The sequence below is a fragment of the Guyparkeria hydrothermalis genome, from assembly GCF_023555385.1.
In the GTDB taxonomy this organism is placed as follows: Bacteria; Pseudomonadota; Gammaproteobacteria; order Halothiobacillales; family Halothiobacillaceae; genus Guyparkeria; species Guyparkeria hydrothermalis_A.
This window is the reverse complement of the sequence record NZ_JAJSED010000001.1, coordinates 1,783,527-1,801,270: the sequence shown is the minus strand read 5'-3', so window position 1 is coordinate 1,801,270 and position 17,744 is coordinate 1,783,527. Positions and strand designations below refer to the sequence as shown.

At 65.8% G+C, this 17,744-nt stretch carries 21 protein-coding genes; 15 read left to right on the top strand and 6 right to left on the bottom strand.

Annotated features, from left to right (window positions below; all coding sequences use genetic code 11):
* Positions 1 to 19: 19 nt before the first annotated feature.
* The 5 genes from selD (at position 20) to cmoB (ending at position 5,217) form a co-directional block, all read left to right on the top strand.
* The gene (gene selD / locus LV476_RS08400; protein ID WP_250075206.1) at positions 20 to 1,081 is read left to right on the top strand and encodes a selenide, water dikinase SelD; all 1,062 of its coding nucleotides are present in this window, start codon (positions 20 to 22) and stop codon (positions 1,079 to 1,081) included.
* Complete coding sequence (gene mnmH / locus LV476_RS08395) at positions 1,078 to 2,217, top strand: tRNA 2-selenouridine(34) synthase MnmH (RefSeq protein ID WP_250075203.1); 1,140 nt, start codon at positions 1,078 to 1,080, stop codon at positions 2,215 to 2,217. Before selD ends, mnmH begins: the two co-directional genes overlap by 4 nt.
* A gap of 76 nt (positions 2,218 to 2,293) precedes the next feature.
* A complete protein-coding gene (cmoA, locus tag LV476_RS08390) occupies positions 2,294 to 3,103 on the top strand; it encodes a carboxy-S-adenosyl-L-methionine synthase CmoA (protein ID WP_250075201.1) in 810 nt (269 codons plus the stop codon).
* A 100-nt stretch (positions 3,104 to 3,203) separates the two neighbouring features.
* Complete coding sequence (locus LV476_RS08385; protein ID WP_250075199.1) at positions 3,204 to 4,211, top strand: DUF2860 family protein; 1,008 nt, start codon at positions 3,204 to 3,206, stop codon at positions 4,209 to 4,211.
* A 19-nt stretch (positions 4,212 to 4,230) separates the two neighbouring features.
* Positions 4,231 to 5,217: a tRNA 5-methoxyuridine(34)/uridine 5-oxyacetic acid(34) synthase CmoB gene (gene cmoB / locus LV476_RS08380; protein ID WP_250075196.1), complete on the top strand. Its 987-nt coding sequence runs from the start codon at positions 4,231 to 4,233 to the stop codon at positions 5,215 to 5,217.
* A 13-nt stretch (positions 5,218 to 5,230) separates the two neighbouring features.
* Here the strand turns inward: cmoB and LV476_RS08375 are convergent, their stop codons facing one another.
* Positions 5,231 to 6,733, bottom strand: a complete 1,503-nt coding sequence (locus LV476_RS08375) for a YifB family Mg chelatase-like AAA ATPase (protein WP_250075195.1) — start codon at positions 6,731 to 6,733, stop codon at positions 5,231 to 5,233.
* Between the two features lie 65 nt (positions 6,734 to 6,798).
* The gene (gene ubiK, locus LV476_RS08370) at positions 6,799 to 7,092 is read right to left on the bottom strand and encodes a ubiquinone biosynthesis accessory factor UbiK (protein WP_250075193.1); all 294 of its coding nucleotides are present in this window, start codon (positions 7,090 to 7,092) and stop codon (positions 6,799 to 6,801) included.
* A gap of 297 nt (positions 7,093 to 7,389) precedes the next feature.
* On the opposite strand from ubiK, the gene LV476_RS08365 reads away from it, so the two are divergent.
* The 3 genes from LV476_RS08365 (at position 7,390) to LV476_RS08355 (ending at position 9,768) form a co-directional block, all read left to right on the top strand.
* A complete protein-coding gene (locus LV476_RS08365; RefSeq protein ID WP_250075191.1) occupies positions 7,390 to 8,106 on the top strand; it encodes a TorF family putative porin in 717 nt (238 codons plus the stop codon).
* Positions 8,107 to 8,169: 63 nt separating this feature from the next.
* The gene (locus tag LV476_RS08360; protein WP_250075189.1) at positions 8,170 to 8,508 is read left to right on the top strand and encodes a P-II family nitrogen regulator; all 339 of its coding nucleotides are present in this window, start codon (positions 8,170 to 8,172) and stop codon (positions 8,506 to 8,508) included.
* A gap of 15 nt (positions 8,509 to 8,523) precedes the next feature.
* Positions 8,524 to 9,768 carry an ammonium transporter gene (locus LV476_RS08355; RefSeq protein WP_250075187.1) on the top strand — a complete coding sequence of 415 codons (1,245 nt, stop codon included), beginning with the start codon at positions 8,524 to 8,526 and terminating at the stop codon, positions 9,766 to 9,768.
* 87 nt (positions 9,769 to 9,855) lie between these two features.
* Here LV476_RS08355 and LV476_RS08350 read toward each other — a convergent pair whose 3' ends face one another.
* From LV476_RS08350 to LV476_RS08335, 4 genes are all read right to left on the bottom strand, one after another.
* Positions 9,856 to 10,482, bottom strand: coding sequence for a YigZ family protein (locus LV476_RS08350; RefSeq protein ID WP_250075184.1), 627 nt, complete (start codon positions 10,480 to 10,482; stop codon positions 9,856 to 9,858).
* Positions 10,483 to 10,561: 79 nt separating this feature from the next.
* Complete coding sequence (locus LV476_RS08345) at positions 10,562 to 11,116, bottom strand: DJ-1 family glyoxalase III (RefSeq protein ID WP_250075183.1); 555 nt, start codon at positions 11,114 to 11,116, stop codon at positions 10,562 to 10,564.
* Between the two features lie 31 nt (positions 11,117 to 11,147).
* On the bottom strand, positions 11,148 to 12,485 hold the full coding sequence (locus LV476_RS08340; protein ID WP_250075182.1) for a S41 family peptidase: 1,338 nt from the start codon (positions 12,483 to 12,485) through the stop codon (positions 11,148 to 11,150).
* Between the two features lie 220 nt (positions 12,486 to 12,705).
* Positions 12,706 to 13,794, bottom strand: a complete 1,089-nt coding sequence (locus LV476_RS08335) for a murein hydrolase activator EnvC family protein (RefSeq protein WP_250075181.1) — start codon at positions 13,792 to 13,794, stop codon at positions 12,706 to 12,708.
* A gap of 321 nt (positions 13,795 to 14,115) precedes the next feature.
* Here LV476_RS08335 and LV476_RS08330 point away from each other — a divergent pair, with 321 nt between their 5' ends.
* The 7 genes from LV476_RS08330 (at position 14,116) to LV476_RS08300 (ending at position 17,742) form a co-directional block, all read left to right on the top strand.
* Positions 14,116 to 14,445 carry an ArsR/SmtB family transcription factor gene (locus tag LV476_RS08330; protein ID WP_250075179.1) on the top strand — a complete coding sequence of 110 codons (330 nt, stop codon included), beginning with the start codon at positions 14,116 to 14,118 and terminating at the stop codon, positions 14,443 to 14,445.
* Positions 14,446 to 14,526: 81 nt separating this feature from the next.
* Entirely contained in the window at positions 14,527 to 14,739 is a 213-nt protein-coding gene (locus LV476_RS08325; RefSeq protein ID WP_250075177.1) for a YgaP family membrane protein, read from the top strand.
* Positions 14,740 to 14,903: 164 nt separating this feature from the next.
* Positions 14,904 to 15,332, top strand: a complete 429-nt coding sequence (locus tag LV476_RS08320) for a rhodanese-like domain-containing protein (RefSeq protein WP_250075175.1) — start codon at positions 14,904 to 14,906, stop codon at positions 15,330 to 15,332.
* 9 nt (positions 15,333 to 15,341) lie between these two features.
* The gene (gene grxC / locus LV476_RS08315; protein WP_250075173.1) at positions 15,342 to 15,668 is read left to right on the top strand and encodes a glutaredoxin 3; all 327 of its coding nucleotides are present in this window, start codon (positions 15,342 to 15,344) and stop codon (positions 15,666 to 15,668) included.
* 71 nt (positions 15,669 to 15,739) lie between these two features.
* Positions 15,740 to 16,177 (top strand): thioredoxin TrxC, encoded by a 438-nt coding sequence (trxC, locus tag LV476_RS08310; RefSeq protein ID WP_250075171.1) that lies wholly within the window; start codon positions 15,740 to 15,742, stop codon positions 16,175 to 16,177.
* A 34-nt stretch (positions 16,178 to 16,211) separates the two neighbouring features.
* On the top strand, positions 16,212 to 16,721 hold the full coding sequence (gene secB / locus LV476_RS08305) for a protein-export chaperone SecB (RefSeq protein WP_250075169.1): 510 nt from the start codon (positions 16,212 to 16,214) through the stop codon (positions 16,719 to 16,721).
* 10 nt (positions 16,722 to 16,731) lie between these two features.
* The gene (locus LV476_RS08300) at positions 16,732 to 17,742 is read left to right on the top strand and encodes an NAD(P)H-dependent glycerol-3-phosphate dehydrogenase (protein WP_250075167.1); all 1,011 of its coding nucleotides are present in this window, start codon (positions 16,732 to 16,734) and stop codon (positions 17,740 to 17,742) included.
* Positions 17,743 to 17,744 lie beyond the last annotated feature (2 nt).

Genomic DNA, 17,744 nt, shown 5'->3' with positions numbered 1-17,744 from the left:
TCTTAGCGGAAAACCAGACATGACCGACTCATCCTCCGTCCGACTCACCCAGTACAGCCATGGCGCCGGTTGTGGCTGCAAGATATCGCCGGCACTGCTCGACGACATGCTGGCGTCCACGCTCACCCCGACGCGTCCGGATGCCCGCCTGATCGTTGGCAACGATTCGCGCGACGATGCCGCGGTCTACGATCTCGGCGACGGCAGCGCGGTGATCTCGACCACCGACTTCTTCATGCCGATCGTCGACGACCCGTTCACCTTCGGCCGGATCGCCGCGACCAACGCGATCAGCGATGTCTATGCCATGGGCGGCCAGCCGATGCTGGCCATCGCGATTCTCGGCTGGCCGATCGACAAGCTCGGCCCCGACGTGGCCGCCGCCGTGATCGACGGCGGGCGCAGCGCCTGCCTGGATGCCGGCATCACGCTGGCTGGTGGCCATTCGATCGATGCACCGGAGCCGATCTTCGGCCTCGCCGTCACCGGTCGAGTGGAGCTCGATCGGCTCAAGCGCAACGACACGGCACGCGCCGGCGACCGACTGTTCCTGACCAAGCCGCTGGGCGTGGGCGTGCTGAGCACCGCGCAGAAGAACGACGTGCTCCGCGCCGAGCATGCCGAGCTCGCCCCCGAGAGCATGATGCGTCTGAACCGCATCGGCCGTGATCTGGCGGCGATCGAGGCGGTGACTGCCATGACCGACGTTACCGGTTTCGGCCTGGGCGGGCACCTGCTGGAGCTGTGCCGCGGCAGCCGTCTGCACGCGACGATCGACGTGAGCGCCCTGCCGCTGATCGAGTCGGTGGCGGACTACATCAATGCCGGCCAAATGCCCGGAGGCACCGGGCGCAACTTCGCCAGCTACGGCCGCGACCTGGGCGAGATGAGCGCGTTTGCCCGCGCCGTGGTCTGCGACCCACAGACCTCCGGTGGCCTGCTGGTCGCCGTGCGCCCGGAAGCGGCCGACGACGTGGCCGCTCTGCTGGCCGAGGCCGGCCTGCATGCCGCGCCGATCGGCACCATGGTCGCCGAGGCCGAGGGCCCGCGGGTGGTGTTCGACGAGGGCTCGTCTTCGTGACCGGCCGCTCGGACCTGCCGGTATACACCGACATCGCCTCGGTGTTCCTGGACGACCGGCCGTTGATGGACCTGCGAGCCCCGGTGGAATTTGATCAGGGCGCCTTCCCGAGTGCCGAGAACGTACCCCTGCTCACCGACGAGGAGCGTCACCAGGTGGGCATTCGTTACAAGGAGGCCGGCCAGGATGCGGCGATCGCGCTCGGCTACGAACTGGTCGATGCCGAGGAAAAGGCGCGGCGGGTCGCGCAGTGGCGGTCGTTTGCCCAGGCCCACCCCGAGGGCCTGCTGTATTGCTTTCGCGGCGGGCTGCGCTCGCGGCTCACCCAGCGGATGCTGTTCGAGGAAACCGGCATCGTCTATCCGCGCATCGCCGGTGGCTACAAAGCGATGCGGCGCTTTCTGCTCGATGCGCTGGCGACCCAGTCCGTCGATGCGCCACTGATTATGCTCGGTGGCCGGACCGGTGTCGGCAAGACGCCGTTTCTGCACCGGTTCGAGCGCCACCTAGACCTCGAGGGGCGTGCCCGCCACAAGGGATCGGCCTTTGGCCGGGAGCCCGAACCGCAGCCCACGCCGATCGCCTTCGAGAACCAGGTCGCCATCGACCTGTTGCGGTTGCGTCACCGCGCACCGGACGAGCCGGTCCTGGTCGAGGACGAGGGCAAGATGGTCGGTGCGCGCCAGGTGCCGCCGACCCTGTTCGAGCGCATGTCGAGCTCGCCGCTGGTGGTGATCGAGCGTCCGCTCGACGAACGGGTCGAGCAGAGTCTCAAGGACTACATCATCGATCTCGAGGCGGGATACCGTCGCGTGCTGGCCACCGACTCGATCGGGGCGTCCGAGCGTGTGCGCGAGCATATCCTCGGTGCCATCGACCGGGTGGCCAAGCGCCTCGGCGGCGCGCGTCATGCCCAGGTGCGCGGCCTGGCCGCGGAGGCCCTCGACGCCTGGTATGGCCGTGACGACCTGCAAGGCCTGCGTGAGCTGATTCGCGTCATGCTGGTCGACTACTACGACCCGATGTACGACTACCAGCTGGCCAAAAAGCGCGACCGGATCGTCTTCAGCGGCCCACCGGAGGCCGTGGACGAGGAACTGGCCGCTCGCGGCCTCCGCCCCGAGCGGCCGATCTGACTCGACCACCGCGGAGACTGTTCTCGGCGATGACGGCGCGGTAGACTTCCCCGCCCGCCGAAACCTCGAGCCAGCCATGTCGGATTCGCGAGAACAGCCACCCGCTTCCAGCGGTCGCGATGATCTCTATCGCGACCCGCAGCCGCCCGCCGCCTTTCGCTTCGATGCGGCGGTCGCTGCAGTCTTTCCGGACATGATCTCGCGCTCCGTGCCCGGCTATCGCTTCAACCTGGAGCTGGTGGCCGCGATCGCCCGTCGGCACGTGCAGTCCAACACCCGCGTCTACGATCTGGGCTGTTCGCTCGGCGCGATGACGCTCTCGATCCGTTCGGCGCTCACGGCTATGCCCGAGCCGCCGGCCGATGTGGAGCTGATCGGCGTGGACAACTCGCCGGCGATGATCGAACGCGCCCAGACACAACTGGCCGCCTTCCAGTCCCCCTATCGGACGGAACTGCTCTGTGCCGATCTGGCCGAGATCGAGCCGCGACAGGCGTCGATGGCCGTGCTGGCCTACACGCTGCAGTTCGTGGCGCCCGAGGCCCGCGCCGCCGTCATCGGCCGTATCCACGATGGGCTGCTTCCGGGCGGGGTGCTGGTGCTGGCGGAAAAGGTGCATGAGGCGAACGCCGGGGCCGAGTCCCTGATGACCGAGCTGCACCACGACTTCAAGCGGGCCAACGGCTATTCGGAACTCGAAATTGCCGGCAAGCGCCAGGCGCTGGAGAACGTCCTGCACACCGAGACGGTCGAGACCCACGAGGCGCGCCTGCGTGCGGCCGGCTTCGACGACGTGGTGATGCTGTCGCGCCACTACGGCTTCTGTCTCTGGCTGGCTCGGCGATGCAAAAAAACAACGCCCGAGAGCAATCAATTGACGCCGTGAGGGAACCGCTCATGGCAGGAATTGACTTATTACCTAAGCTGGATCGTCCGCGCCGGACGGTCGCGACCCTCGTGGCAAGCGAACAACAGGAACGGAACCGATGAAACTGCTCGACAAATGCGTTGCGGCGGCCCTTGTCTCTCTGGGGCTTGCCGGGATTCAGACCGCGAATGCCTCCCCGATCGCCGATGAAACCGGCGTGTCTGGCGAGATCATGCCGCTGGGCGGTGTCCTTTCGAGCAGGTCGAACCTCGCGGTCTCCAGCGACCAGAAGCGCATTGATTCCCTCTACAGCCTGTCGTCCCGCGAGACCCGCGTGGTCGGCGGCGTGCTCGGGCATGTCGACTACACCCTGGTACCCAAGCGGCTGTCGCTGTATGCCGGCACCCCTCGTTCGGCCCTCGCCGACGGCGAGATCCAGGTCGAACTGGGGGCGCGCTACCTCGTCGACAACCTTGGCCTGCTGACCGCCGCGGTTATCCCCATGACGGCGACCGACAGCGAGGTCTGGTCCGATCCGTTCGTCGTCGGCTCACCGCGGGAAGCCACTGATCTGGATCGCCGCGGCCTGCGTCTCGGTCTGGCAGGTGTGCTGGGTACAGGCCTGTCGGTGGACTATCGCCTTTACCGCAAGGACGTGGACCAGGAACGTTCGGGGACCGCGCTGGGTCTGTCCGCCGCCGAGCGTAGCCAGCTGGCGCGAGACGGAGAGGAGCACCGCTTCGACGTCAATTACCGGGTGGCCATCACCGACAACTTCAGCCTGACGCCGGGCGTGCAGTACCGTCGTTTGGATGCCGATGGTGCCGCGAACCGTGGCTGGCTGTTGCGCCCGCAACTCACCGCCCAGCTCGAGGTCCAGCGCTGGCAGTTCTCCATGACCGGCTATTACGGGGTCGATCGTTACGATGCCCGTCAGCCGATCTATGACCAGTACCAGGACGGCGACCGCAAGGGCGTGGTCGCCGGTGTGCGCTACGCCGAACCGTTCGGCTGGTCGAACTGGTCGGTCAATGCCTACGGTGCGTGGTCAGAGCGCGACTCCGACATCCGCTTCTACGACGAGAACTCCAGCCTGTTCGCGGTCGGTCTCGGTTACCGCTTCTGATCGGCTGATGACGGATGCCATGACCGAACGGCTGGTCACGCTCGGGATCGAGCGGATCGCCCGCCAGACACGTACTGCACTTGGTCATCTCCCCCGGCGGATGCCGATGGAGGGATGGCGCACCTTCGACTGGGGTTCGGTCAATCACGGCGACTGGTCGCGCTGGCTGGCCGCCGTCGGGCGCCTGCCCGAACGCCCCCTCGATGCGACCAATCACCTCGACCGTGCCGCGATCACCGCCTGTGCTGACGGCGAGCTGTCCGGTTTGGAGGACGTGCTCCGGGAGCTGATCCCATGGCGCAAGGGCCCCTACGAGCTCTTCGGGGTCAATATTGATACCGAGTGGCGTTCCGACCTGAAATGGGACCGGCTGGTCGACCAGATCCAGCCACTGGAGGGTCGCCGAGTGCTCGACATCGGCAGCGGCAACGGTTACCACCTCTGGCGCATGCTGGGCGCGGGCGCGGATTTCGCCCTGGGCGTCGACCCCACCTGGGTGTTTGTCGCCCAGTTCCACGCCGTGGCGCACCTGCTGGGCGAGACGCGAGCCGGGATCGTGCCGACGACCCTGGAGCAGTTTCCGCAGCGCCCCCGCTTCGACACCGTCTTCTCCATGGGGGTGCTCTACCATCGGCGTGACCCGTTCACGCACCTCGGCGAGCTCAAGGCATGCCTGCGGCCTGGCGGCGAGCTGGTGCTGGAGACGCTGGTGGTCGAGGGCGATGCCACTACCATTCTCACCCCGGCCGACCGTTATGCCGGCATGCGCAATGTCTGGTTCCTTCCCAGTCCGGACGCCGTCATCGGCTGGCTCAGGCGCATGGGGTTCACCGCGCCCGAACTGGTCGACGTGAGCGTGACCACCGCCGAGGAGCAGCATCGCACCGACTGGTTCGGTGACCGCCAGTCGCTGGCCGACTTCCTCGATCCCGAGGATCTCAGTCGCACTCGCGAGGGATTGCCCGCGCCCCGCCGGGCGATCATCACCGCCCGGCGACCGGGGTGAAACCGCGCCTGCGCTAGCCGCTGGCGAACAGCCGGTCGAGATTGCGGTAGCCGATCGCCTCGGCGAGTACCGTGCCGTCGATCCCGTTTCGTCCGTCGTAGTCCGCGATGCTCCGCGCGAGCTTGAGTATCCGCTCGCGTGCCCGTCCCGACAGCTGCAGTTTCTCGATCGCCCGGTTGAGCATGTCGCGCTCGGTCGTTTCCAGCGGTACCTGCTCGGCCAACCCGCGGGCGTCGAGCCTCGCGTTCACCACCCCCTGTCGTTCGATCATGCGTTGTCGGGCTCGCATCACCCGCTCGCGGACGGTGGCGCTGTCCTCGCCCGGCTCCGACGGGCGGTCCAGATCAGTCGCCGGCACGCGCGGCACCTCGAGATGGATGTCGATCCGGTCGAGCAAGGGACCGGAGACCTTGGCCCGGTAACGTTGGGCGGCACGCGAGTGGATCTCGGTGCCCTGCGGCGACGGGTTCATGGCCGCAACCAGTTGGAAGTCGGCCGGAAACGTCGCCTGGCGGGCCGCCCGCGAGATCATCACCGATCCGACCTCCATTGGTTCACGCAGGGCCTCGAGCACGCGCCGGTCGAACTCCGGCAACTCGTCGAGAAACAGCGTGCCGTGATGGGCGAGCGAAATCTCGCCGGGGCCGGGTTGCGAGCCCCCGCCGATCAGCGCCACCGCCGAGGCGGAATGATGTGGCGCGCGAAATGGTCGTCGGCCGAAACGTTGCGGGTCGAAGCCGCCGGGTGTCACCGCGGCCACCTCCGCAACCGCGAGGGACTCGTTCTCGGTCAGCGGCGGCAGGATGCCGGCGAGTCGCTGGGCCAGCATGCTCTTGCCCGCGCCGGGCGGACCAATGAGAAGCAGGTTGTGGCCGCCGGCAGCGGCAATCGCCAGCGCCCGCTTGGCGCGTGGCTGACCGCGCACGTCGGCCAGATCGCCATCGATGGCGGGATCGCTCGGATTGGTCGGTCGATGCTGCAGGCGCTCGGGATCGCGCTCTCCGGCGAGATAGCCGACGGCCTCGGCAAGGTGGTGTAACGCCCGTCCGGCAACATCCGGGATCAGCTCGGCTTCGGACCGGCCCTCGGCGGGGAGTAGCAGCTCCCGACGTGCATCACGTGCGGCGCGAGCCGCCGAGAGTGTGCCGCGGATGGGGCGGATGCCGCCGTCGAGCGACAGCTCGCCGAGGCATTCGACCTGGGCCAATCGGTCAGTGGCCGTTGCCGGCAGCTGACCGGTGGCAGCGAGGATGGCCAGGGCGATGGCGAGATCGAAGCGGGCGCTTTCCTTGGGCAGGTCGGCGGGCGCGAGATTGACAGTCAGTCGCCGCGGTGGGAATTCGAAGCCCGACGAGAGAATCGCGGCGCGGACCCGGTCACGCGACTCACGCACGGCGGTTTCCGGCAGGCCGACCAGGGTGAAGGCCGGCAAGCCCGGCGCGACATGGGCCTCGACCGTGACGGCAGGCGCGTCGATGCCGAGCAGTGCCCGGCTGTGAATCTTGGCGATGGGCATGTCCATATGCCTCGGTGGGGAGGGTGTGTCGGGGTGCGCGGGCGTCCGTGCCCGCGCACCCGGGGTCAGCTGGCGATGTCGCCTTCTTCCGGTTCCGGCGGCGGGCTATGTTTTCCCTCCAGCTGCTTTTCCAGGTTGCTGACGCGTTGCTCGAGCGCCTCCAATTTGGCGCGCGTACGCGCGAGGACCTGGGTCTGGACGTCGAATTCCTCGCGCGTGACCAGATCCATCCGGGAAAACCCGTTGCTGACGGCCTGGCGCACCGCCTTCTCGAACTCCTGCTTGCCTTCGCGCAGGCTCTCGGGCATTGCCTGCTCGATGCGCTGGGAGATCTCTTCGATCGTGTGACTGATGGACATCTCGCTACCTCGGTGTGGTTCGTCGACGACAGCCTCCCGATTGTTGGGTATGCCTTCGGCAGATGCAAATGCAGGGCCGCGCGGCGTGTCCGCCGGCGCGCCCCATTTCGGTGCACTATGCTGGAGCAGCGGGGGAAAATCCTATCCCCAATTTGGGGAGGGCGGTTGGCGCGTGATTCGCGTCACCTGCGGCCATCCCGGCCTAAGTGACGGATGGTAAAGGAAAAAACCAAGTTGGCACGCCGGCTGCTTTGTCAGGGGGTGAACCCGAACGTTCACTTGATGGAGCACAGAGAAATGAAAAAGACCCTCATTGCCACCAGCATTGCCTCGGCCGTCAGCCTGTCGGCCCTCACCCTGCCATCCGTGGCGGCCGCCGAGGTGTCCGCCAATATCGGCGTGGTATCCAACTACCTGTTCCGTGGCATCACCCAGACCGACGACAGCGCCGCCGTCCAAGGCGGTCTCGACTACGCCCACGAGTCCGGTCTCTATGCCGGCACCTGGGCGTCGACCGTCGACTTTGGTGACGACACCAGCTACGAGATCGACTTCTACGCCGGCTATGGCGGCAGCATCGGCGACCTCGGCTACGACGTTGGCTACATCTACTACGCCTACCCGGACGCGCCGAGCGACATCGACTTCGGTGAGATCTATGGCTCGCTGACCTACAGCTACCTGACTGCCGGTCTGGCGTACACCGTGAACGGCCAGGCAGACGACGGCCCTTTCACCGAGGGTGACCTGTACTACTACGCCGGCGTTGACGTGCCGTTCGGCGAGTCCGGTTACACCGGCAGCCTGTACTACGGCTACTACACCTTCGACGACGACGGTGATGTTGGCTACGGCGACATGGACTACGGCCACTGGACCGCGTCGGTCGCCAAGGACGCAGGCGATTTCGGTTCGTTCACCATGAGCTTCGAGATGGCTGACGTGGACGACACCAACTATGTCTCGACTGACGATGACCTGCAGGTCTGGGTCGGCTGGTCCAAGAGCTTCTAAGCATCCCCTCAGTCACTGGTACACGGGCCGGCCGCTGGCCGGCCTGTCACCTAGGAGAGATCCATGAAACTGATTACTGCAATCATCAAGCCCTTCAAGCTTGACGACGTGCGCGAAGCGCTCGGCGGCGTCGGCGTGAAGGGCATCACGATGACCGAGGTCAAGGGCTTCGGTCGGCAGAAAGGCCACACCGAGCTCTATCGGGGCGCGGAATACGTGGTCGACTTTTTGCCCAAGGTCAAGCTCGAGATGGTCATTGACGACGGTCTGGCCGACCAGGTGATCGAGGTGATCACCAATGCCGCGAGCACCGGCAAGATCGGTGACGGCAAGATCTTCGTCTCGCCTGTCGACGAGGCCATTCGTATTCGCACCGGTGAAACCGGTACGGATGCCCTTTAAGCGGAGGATTTCACCGTGGAAACACAAGTCATCGAATTGGGCTATGCGCTCGATACGTTCTACTTCCTGATCGCCGGTGCCTTCGTCATGTGGATGGCGGCGGGCTTCACCATGCTCGAGGCGGGCCTGGTCCGCTCGAAGAGCACCGTCGAGATTCTGACCAAGAACATCGCGCTGTTCTCGATCGCCTGCATCATGTACATGGTCGTTGGCTACAACATCATGTACAGCGACGGCGTCTCCAGCATCATCCCGGGCCTGTCGTTCTTCCTGGGCGCGGACAACACGGCAGCCGAAGTCGTGGCGAGTGGTGGTGACATCTACTACTCCAACATGGCCGACTTCTTCTTCCAGGTCGTGTTCGTGGCTACCGCCATGTCGATCGTCTCCGGCGTGGTCGCCGAGCGGATGAAGCTGTGGGCCTTCCTCGCCTTCACCGTGGTCCTGACCGCACTGATCTACCCGATCCAGGGCTACTGGAGCTGGGGTGGCGGCATCCTGAGCGAGCTGGGTTACTCCGACTACGCCGGTTCGGGCATCGTCCACTTCACCGGTGCGGTCGCCGCGCTGGCAGGTGTCCTGCTCCTCGGCCCGCGTAAGGGCAAGTTCGGTCCGAACGGTCAGGTCAACGCCCTGCCGGGCGCCAACCTGCCGCTGGCTACCCTGGGGACGTTCATCCTGTGGCTGGGCTGGTTCGGCTTCAACGGCGGTTCGGAGCTCAAGGTATCCGACGTGGGTTCCGCCAACGCCGTTGCTCAGGTGTTCACCAACACCAACCTGGCGGCTGCCGGTGGCGTGGTCGCGGCGATGATCGTCTCCAAGCTGACCTTCGGCAAGGTCGATCTGACGATGATCCTCAATGGCGCTCTGGCCGGTCTGGTCGCGATTACCGCTGACCCGTCCTCGCCGTCAGCCCTGCTGTCCACCATCATCGGTGCCATCGGTGGCGTGATCGTCGTGTTCTCGATCCTCGGCTTCGAGAAGATCAAGATCGACGACCCGGTCGGTGCTCTCTCCGTCCATGGTGTCGTTGGTATCTGGGGCGTGCTCGCGGTGCTGCTGTCCAACGACAGCGCCACTCTGGGCGGTCAGCTTGCCGGCCTCGCCCTGATCGGTGGCTTCGTGTTCGTCGCCAGCCTGATCGTCTGGCTGATCCTCAAGGCCGTCATGGGCCTGCGCATCAGCGAGGACGACGAGGAAGAAGGCGTCGACTCGATCGAGTGCGGCATGGAAGCGTACCCCGAGTTCACCAACAAGTAAGGATGCACTGAAAGGATGTGGCGGCACAGCGAAGGTGCCGAAAGGGACGAAGGCCCGGGCGAAAGCCCGGGTTTTTTTTGGCGCCGCTCAATGGCCGGTTGGCGCATCAAGGCGTTCGATGCCCTGCGCGCCCAGGAAACCGTCGAACGCCTCGACCTGCTCCTCGGGCACGGCCACCTGTGCATGGATCGGCTGACCGTAGTCGATCGACAGCAGCTCGCCCTGGTGCTGCTCGGTCCAGTGCCGTAACGGCTGTTCCTGCGAAAAATCCAACGCCAGTCGGTAGGTCCGCTGCGGACGATGTTCGGTCAGCGGCAGTGCGGCGAGCGCCTCCTGGGTGGCGCCGGCGTAGGCACGCACCAGCCCACCGGCCCCCAGCTTGATGCCACCGAAATAACGCGTGACCACGACGATCACGTCGCCGATGCCCTTGTGCTGGATGACGTTGAGAATGGGCTTGCCGGCGGTGCCGCCCGGCTCGCCGTCGTCGCTCATCGCCGCGCTGGCGGCCGTGGCCGGGTTTCCGACCAGGTAGGCCCAGCAGTGGTGGCGTGCATCCGGGTAGTCGGCCCGAACCGCCTCGACGAAGGCGAGCGCCTCCTCGCGGGAGCGAACGGTGCCCGTCCGGGCGATGAAGCGGCTTTTCTTCACCTCGATTTCCCGCTCGAGAGTGGTGGCGGGCGTGAAGAACGATTTCGTCGGTTCCTGAGACACGATCTCTGCTACTCGGGCAACAAAGTAAAACGCCTGCCACAAGGGGCAGGCGTGAAACGCACGACGACGGGAGCGGTCGTCAGCGCGCGAGCTTGGCCTCGACCGCGTCGCGAGTCTCGCGGCCTTCGAGCTGTTCGACCAGGGCGAGGGCGAAGTCGATCGCCACCCCGGGGCCGCGGCCGGTCACCAGGTTGCCGTCGACGACCACAGCCTCGTCGCTGATCTCCACGCCGTGCTTGTCGTCGTCGCTGAGCGCGCCCGGGAAGTGCGTGATCCGGCGGCCCTTGAGGAGGTCCGCAGCGGCGAGCACCTTGGGTGCGGCGCAGATCGCGCCGATCCAGCGACCGGCGACGGACTGGTCCTGCAGGCGCTTGATCACCCGGGGGTCGGCCGCCAGGTTGTTGGCGCCCGGTTGTCCACCCGGCAAGACGATGGCGTCGAAGACCCGGTCCTCGTCGAGCAGGCTCAGGTTGCTGTCCGTGACTACCGTGACACCCCGCGAACCGGAAACCTCATGCTCGTGCAGGGCGATGGTCTGCACCTGCACGCCGCCCCGGCGCAGGATGTCGATGGTGGTGATGGCCTCCAGGTCTTCGAACCCCGGAGCCAGCAGGATCAGTACCTTGCTTGCCATTGCCTTGTTTCCTCCTCGTCGCGGGCTGTGTTTACGGACGACCGTTCTTGCTGACAATCACCATGCCCTTGAGCATGTTCAGTGCCTCGTAGAGCTGGTAATCGCGGATTACCAGCGGCTCCTTGTCTTCTTCCTCGTCCGACTTGGCCTTCTTGCTGTCCGACTTGTCGTCGCCCTCCGACTCACCGTTGGTGAGGTGGCCGGCGAGGCTCGCCTCGGAGATCGAGAATACTTCCTCGATGTCACTCACCTTGAGCTGGTGTACCGTCACGTCGGGCTTGATGCCCTCGGCCTGGATCGACCGACCGCTCGGGGTGTAGTAGCGAGCGGTGGTCAGGCGCAGCGCGCCGCCGTTCGCCAGCGGCATGATCGACTGTACCGAGCCCTTGCCGAAGGTCCGCTCGCCGATGATCAGCGCCCGGCCGCTGTCCTGCAGGGCGCCGGCGACGATTTCCGAGGCCGAGGCCGAGCCGCCGTTGACCAGCACCACCATCGGCGCGCCGTCGAGGCGGTCACCGGCGCTGGCCTCGAAACTCATCTTGGCGTCGGCCACGCGGCCCTTGGTGTAGACGATCTGGCCTGCCTCAAGGAAGGCATCGACCATTTCCACGGAGCCGTCCAGCACGCCGCCCGGGTTGTTGCGCAGGTCGAGGACCAGGCCCTTGAGCGGCTTGTCCTCGTTCGCCTTGGCCAGTGCGTCGAGGGCTTCGTGCATCTGCTCGACGGTGCGCGACTGGAACTGGGAGACGCGGATGTAGCCCAGCCCCGGTTCGAGCATCTCGTGCTTGACCGACTCGGTCTTGATCACCGCGCGGGTGATGGTGAATTCCAGCGGCTTCTTCTCCCCTTCGCGGGCGATCGTCAGGTCGATGTCGGTGCCCGGCTTGCCGCGCATCAGCTTGACGGCTTCCTCCAGGTCCATGTCCTCGGTGAGTTCGCCGTTGATGCGGATGATCCGGTCGCCCGCTTCAAGGCCGGCCCGCTTGGCGGGGGTGTCGTCGATCGGCGCGATCACCGTTAGCACGTCGTCCTTCATCCCCACCTGGATGCCCAGGCCGCCGAATTCGCCGCTGGTGGATTCGCGCAGGCTCTTGAATTCCTCGTCGTCGAGGTAGCCGGAGTGCGGGTCGAGCTCCGAGATCATGCCGCGAATGGAATTCTCGATCAGCTGGCTTTCACTGATGTCGTCGACGTAATCCGAGCGGACCCGATCGAGCACGTCGGAATAGGTGCGAAGCTCTTCCAGCGGAATGTCGGTAGCGCCGGTGTCGGCGGGCCGTTCGGCCACCGCATTGATGGCGATGGCAATGGCAAAACCGAAAAAGGCGGCAACGCCCAGGCTCGAGGCCTTGCGAATCCAGCTGGTCATGGTGTTCTCTCTAGGCATGTTTCGTCGGCTTTCGGGGCTCGCTTGGACAGTTTCTGGTATTCCCTGCATCGTGAGGCGAGCGTGGGGTGATAAAACCCCCGATCCATGGGGCAACCACTATGCCACGGTCATGGCGTCCGTCGCGAGTCCGCTTGCCCCGATTTGCCTCGGAAATCATAGGGCATAGCGGCTCGGTTAGCGACGACGACCCGGCCATCGGTCAGCCACCCACCACCTTTTTCCACGCGGGCCAGCGAGTCGGGTCGATGGGGCGATTGCCCCGCCGCACTTCGACGTACAGACCCTCGCGGTTGGCATCGATCCGGCCCGAGTCGCATACCTGCTCGCCCTGGGAGACCTGCTGACCCTTCGACACCGCAAGGGAGCGGCAGTGGGCATACAGGGACAGGTAGTCGCCCTGGTGGCGAACCATGACCAGGTTGCCAAAGCCCTTGAGTGGGCCGGCGTAGGCGACCTTGCCCCCATCGACGGCGCGGACCGGACTGCCGGCCGCCGCGCGGAACTCGACCCCCTCGTTGCGCAGGCGACCTTGGGGGAGTGACTCACCGAAGTTGCGCTTGATCTCGCCGGCCACCGGGATGCCGTCGGTGGTGACTGCCGGGCCGGCAGACGCCCTCTTCTCCTCGCGGGCGGCCTTTTCCGCCTCTCGCTTGCTGGCGGCGCGGGCAGCGGCCACCTCGCGATCGAGGCGGCGCTTGCGCTCGAGCATCGACTTGAGCGATTGCTGCTGCTCGTCGAGGGTCTCGCCCAGGCTGGCGAGCAGACGCTCCTGCTCGTCCAGGTTTTCCCGGACGTCCTCGTAGTGCGTTTCGAGCCGTTCGCCGGCCTGCGCCAGGGAGCGTTCGGTTTCGGCGACGGCCTCACGGTTGTCGGCCAGCTCGACTCGCTGGGCCTCCAGCGCCCGCCGGGCCTCCTGCACGGGGCGAATCAGGTTGCGCAGGTAGTGAAGATCGCGCTCTGCCTGCAGGGCGTCGCCGTCGCTCAGCAGGGTTTGCAGCGCGCTGCCGCGAGTCAGCGGGTAGGCGGCGCGCAGGCGCCGTTCGAGCTCGGCTTTGCGCCGTGCCAGCCCGCGGAGCAACTGTTCTTCGCGTTCGGCCAGGGCCTGCTGGCGCTCTTCCAGTTCTGCCCGTTCGGCGTCCAGTTCTGCGGTCTTCTTTTCCAGAAACGCCAGTCGTTTCTGTTGGGCGGCCAGCGCCTCGCGAGCCGCCTTTCGTTCGGATTCCGTCGAGGCAATCGTTGCCCGTTGTGCTTCGATCTGCTCCTCGATCGGCTCCGCCGACGGGGCCATGGGCATCATCGACAGTGCCAGCCAGAGAAACGCGAGCGATCCACGCCGGCCGCAGCGCGAGGGCAGATCATGAAGGCGTTTGGCGCGAGATGATTGTGGCAAGGTGTCCCCTGACCGGTCGTGGACGGTGGCCCGCCGCGGACCCGGGTTGCCCCTTGGGCGGGGGGCGGAGCGGCCACTGCAACAAATTGACGGAAAACGGTAGTATACGGAGCATGGCGGTATTCGCCGAGCCGAGGGCCTATATTCGGCCCAGGGCATCGTTCCTCGCGGGGAACGACGACGAAATCGTCACCACATAACCAGCACGTGGGTCGAACCATGAATTTGGAAACAGAGGACTATCCCGCCACCCGCCTGATGGGCCGCTCAGAGGACATTGAGCGCGCCTCTCGTTCGCTCAAGGCCATGTCGCACCCCTTGCGACTGAAGATCCTGTGCGTACTGGGCGACAACGAGCTCAGCGTGCAGCAGATCGTCGAGGCGGTCGGCACCACCCAGAGCAACATCTCCCAGCACCTGGCCATCTTGCGTGACAAGGGCATTCTCGCTTCGCGCAAGGACGCCAACCGCGTCTTCTATCGCGTTTCGGATGCCCGGACGCTGCGCCTGATCGGCATGATGCAGGAAGTTTTTTGCCCGCTTAATTAGGATAGAATAAAATAATTCTATTCGGGCGCTCCGATCCTTGCGCGGCGCGCCCTTAGCTTACTGATTTTGCGGAGGGCTTCCATGACCACCGATCGCTACGTTCGCATCATCGCGGGCCTGATGATCCTGGCTACCCTGGCCCTGGCCCATGTCACGGGTCAGGCCGACCTGGGTCAGGTCTCCTGGCTGTGGCTGACGGCCTTCATCGGCCTGAACCTGTTCCAGAGCGGCATTACGCGTTTCTGTCCGCTGGATTCGATTCTGGCCAGGATGGGCGTGCGGCGCGCCTGTTAACACAGCGCGAGGCGCCCGCTTGCCTGGGCCCGGTATCCGAACAAGGCACCGCATCGGTATGGCACCGACGGTGCCTTGAATTTTTTGCGCGTGCCGGCCATTGTATGCCGCAACATCCCACGTCTCCGACTACGACGTCCTGAGAAGAACCTCGAGAACCGTTCATGGAAGCCTTCATCGATTTCCTCGCTCGCCACTGGGTACTTTCGACCGTGGCGGTCGTCCTGATCATCCTGCTCATCAGCAACGAACTGTCGCGACGTATGCAGAAATTCAACACGCTCGAACCTGCCGAAGTCGCCCGCAAGGCCGGCCGAGATGGCGTGGCCCTGATCGATGTCCGTGAAGACAACGAGTGGAAGGCCGGCCATATCAAGGGCGCGCAGCACATCCCGCTGGGCAAGCTCGAGAACAAGCTCGGCGACATCAAGAGCGAGAACCCCGACGAGGTCGTGCTGTACTGCCGTTCCGGCAACCGTTCGGCGACCGCGGCGAACATACTCGTCAAGGGTGGGTTCGAGAACGTCAGTCACCTTGGTGGTGGCATCATTGCCTGGGAAGGCCAGAACTATCCTGTCGCCAAGGGCAAGTAAGAGCACCGCATGACCGGCGAGAACCCCCGTGCGATCGAGCCGCCGCCGATCGTCGTCTACCAGAGTCCGCTCTGCCCGTTCTGCCATTTCGCCAAGCGTTTGCTGAAAAAGCGCGAGTTGGACTTCGAGTCAATCAACGTGCAGTTGTCGCCGGCGAAGAAGGACGAGATGATCCAGCGGGCCAAGCGCCTGACCGTGCCGCAGATCTTCATCGGCGAAACCCACGTCGGCGGGTACGACGAGCTGGCCGCGCTGGATCGTGACGGCAGGCTGATGCCGCTGGTGGAGGCCGAGGCGCGACGTGCCGCCGGCGACCCCCCTGTCTCCGGCGCCTGAGACGTGCGAGCCCCGCGCCGGGAGCCGGAGCGTTATCATGGCCACCGGGGTCGACGAGAGGACGCGTCGCGATGAGTGAATCCAAACACGTGGTCTGCCCCGAATGCGGAGCAGTGAATCGGGTGCCCGCCCAGCGACTCGGCGGCGGCAAATGCGGTCGCTGTGGTCAGGCGCTGTTTCCCGGCCGACCGGTGACGCTCGACGAGGCCGGTTTCGACCGGCACATTGGCCGCAACGACCTGCCGGTGCTGGTGGATTTCTGGGCCGACTGGTGCGGGCCCTGCAAGATGATGGCTCCCACCTTCGATCAGCTGGCGAGCGACTTCCGTGGCCGGCTGGTCGTCGCCAAGCTCGAGACCGAGCGCGCCCCCAATGTCTCGGCGCGCTTCGGCATCCGCAGCATCCCGACGATGATCCTTTTTTCCGGCGGTCGCGAGATCGACCGCCTCTCCGGCGCCCTGCCGGCCGCGCAGCTGGTGCAATGGCTGGCCGGTCACGGGATTCGCTGAACACCATCCATCACGACGATCAGGAAACACCGACATGGCAGAGGGTGAAAACAACGCCGCCGGCAACGACCAGGCAGGCGAAGGAAACGAACAGCAGTTTTTCGTGCAGAAGGTCTACCTCAAGGACCTGTCCTTCGAGTCGCCACAGGCGCCGGATATCTTCACGCGCGACGACTGGAAGCCCGAAGTCAGCGTTCAGGTGGGCAACAATGCCGCTCGGCTGAGCGACAACACCTTCGAGACGGAACTGACCATCACCGTCACCGCCACGCACGCCGAAAAGACGATCTACCTCGCCGAGGTCCAGTACGCGGGCGTGTTCACCATCAAGGGTTTCGACGACGCCACGCGTCGCCAGCTGCTCGGTGCCTACTGCCCGACGCTGATCTTCCCCTACATCCGCGAGACGGTTAGCGACCTGGTCATGAAGGGCGGTTTCCCGCAGATGGTGCTGCAGCCGATCAACTTCGACGCCCTGTACGCCCAGCACGAGCAACAGCGCGCGGCTCAGGCCGAAGGCGCCGGCGACGCCCGCCCGAATTGATCGCGGACGCATGACCGAGGCGGAACGCACACGGATCGCGGTCCTCGGTGCCGGCTCCTGGGGTACGGCATTGGCGGCCCTGCTGGCCGCCAATGGTGCCTCGGTACGCCTGTGGGCGCGTGATTGCGACCAGGCGGCCACCATTGACCGCGAGCACCAGAACCCGCGCTATCTGCCCGGCGTGAACCTCCCCGACTCGCTTGACGCCGGGTGTGATCTGGCTGCGGCAGTCGAAGGCGCCGACCAGGTCTGGCTGGTGCTGCCGACCAAGATCCTGGGCGACTTCCTCGCCGAGCATCGCGAGGTCCTGCCGCGTTCAGCGGTTTACGTGACCGCTTCGAAGGGCTTCGAGCCCGGCACGGGACGACGGATAGACGAACTGGTGGCCGACGCACTTGGTGACGTGTCTTTCGCCGTCGTGTCGGGTCCGACCTTTGCCATCGAGGTGGCCCATGGTCGTCCGGCAGCCCTCGCCGTGGGGAGCCGCGACCGGGCGGTGGCCGAGACGGTTGCCGTCGGGCTGCGCAACGACCGCGTGCGCTGCTACCCGAGCAGCGATGTTGTCGGCATCGAGCTGGCGGGCGGACTGAAGAACGTGTTGGCGATCGCCGCCGGCGTCTCCGACGGTTTTGGCTTCGGTGCGAATGCGCGCGCCGCCCTGATCACTCGCGGCCTGGCCGAGATCATGCGCCTCGGCGAGGCGATGGGGGCGCGGGCCGAGACCTTTTTCGGCCTGGCCGGCCTGGGCGATCTGGTGCTGACCTGCACCGATGATCATTCCCGCAACCGCCAGTTCGGCCTGCGCCTGGCGCGTGGCGAGTCGGTCGATGCCGCCGTCGCTGCGATCGGTCAGGCGGTCGAGGGCATCAGCGCTGCCCGCGAGGGGCATCGGTTGGCGCAGGCGAGCGGTCAGGAGCTGCCGATCACCGAATGCGTCTACCGTGTTCTCTACGAGGGCCTGCCCGCCCGCGAGGCGGTCAGCGAACTGCTCTCCCGCGAACAGGGGCACGACGAGACCTGAGC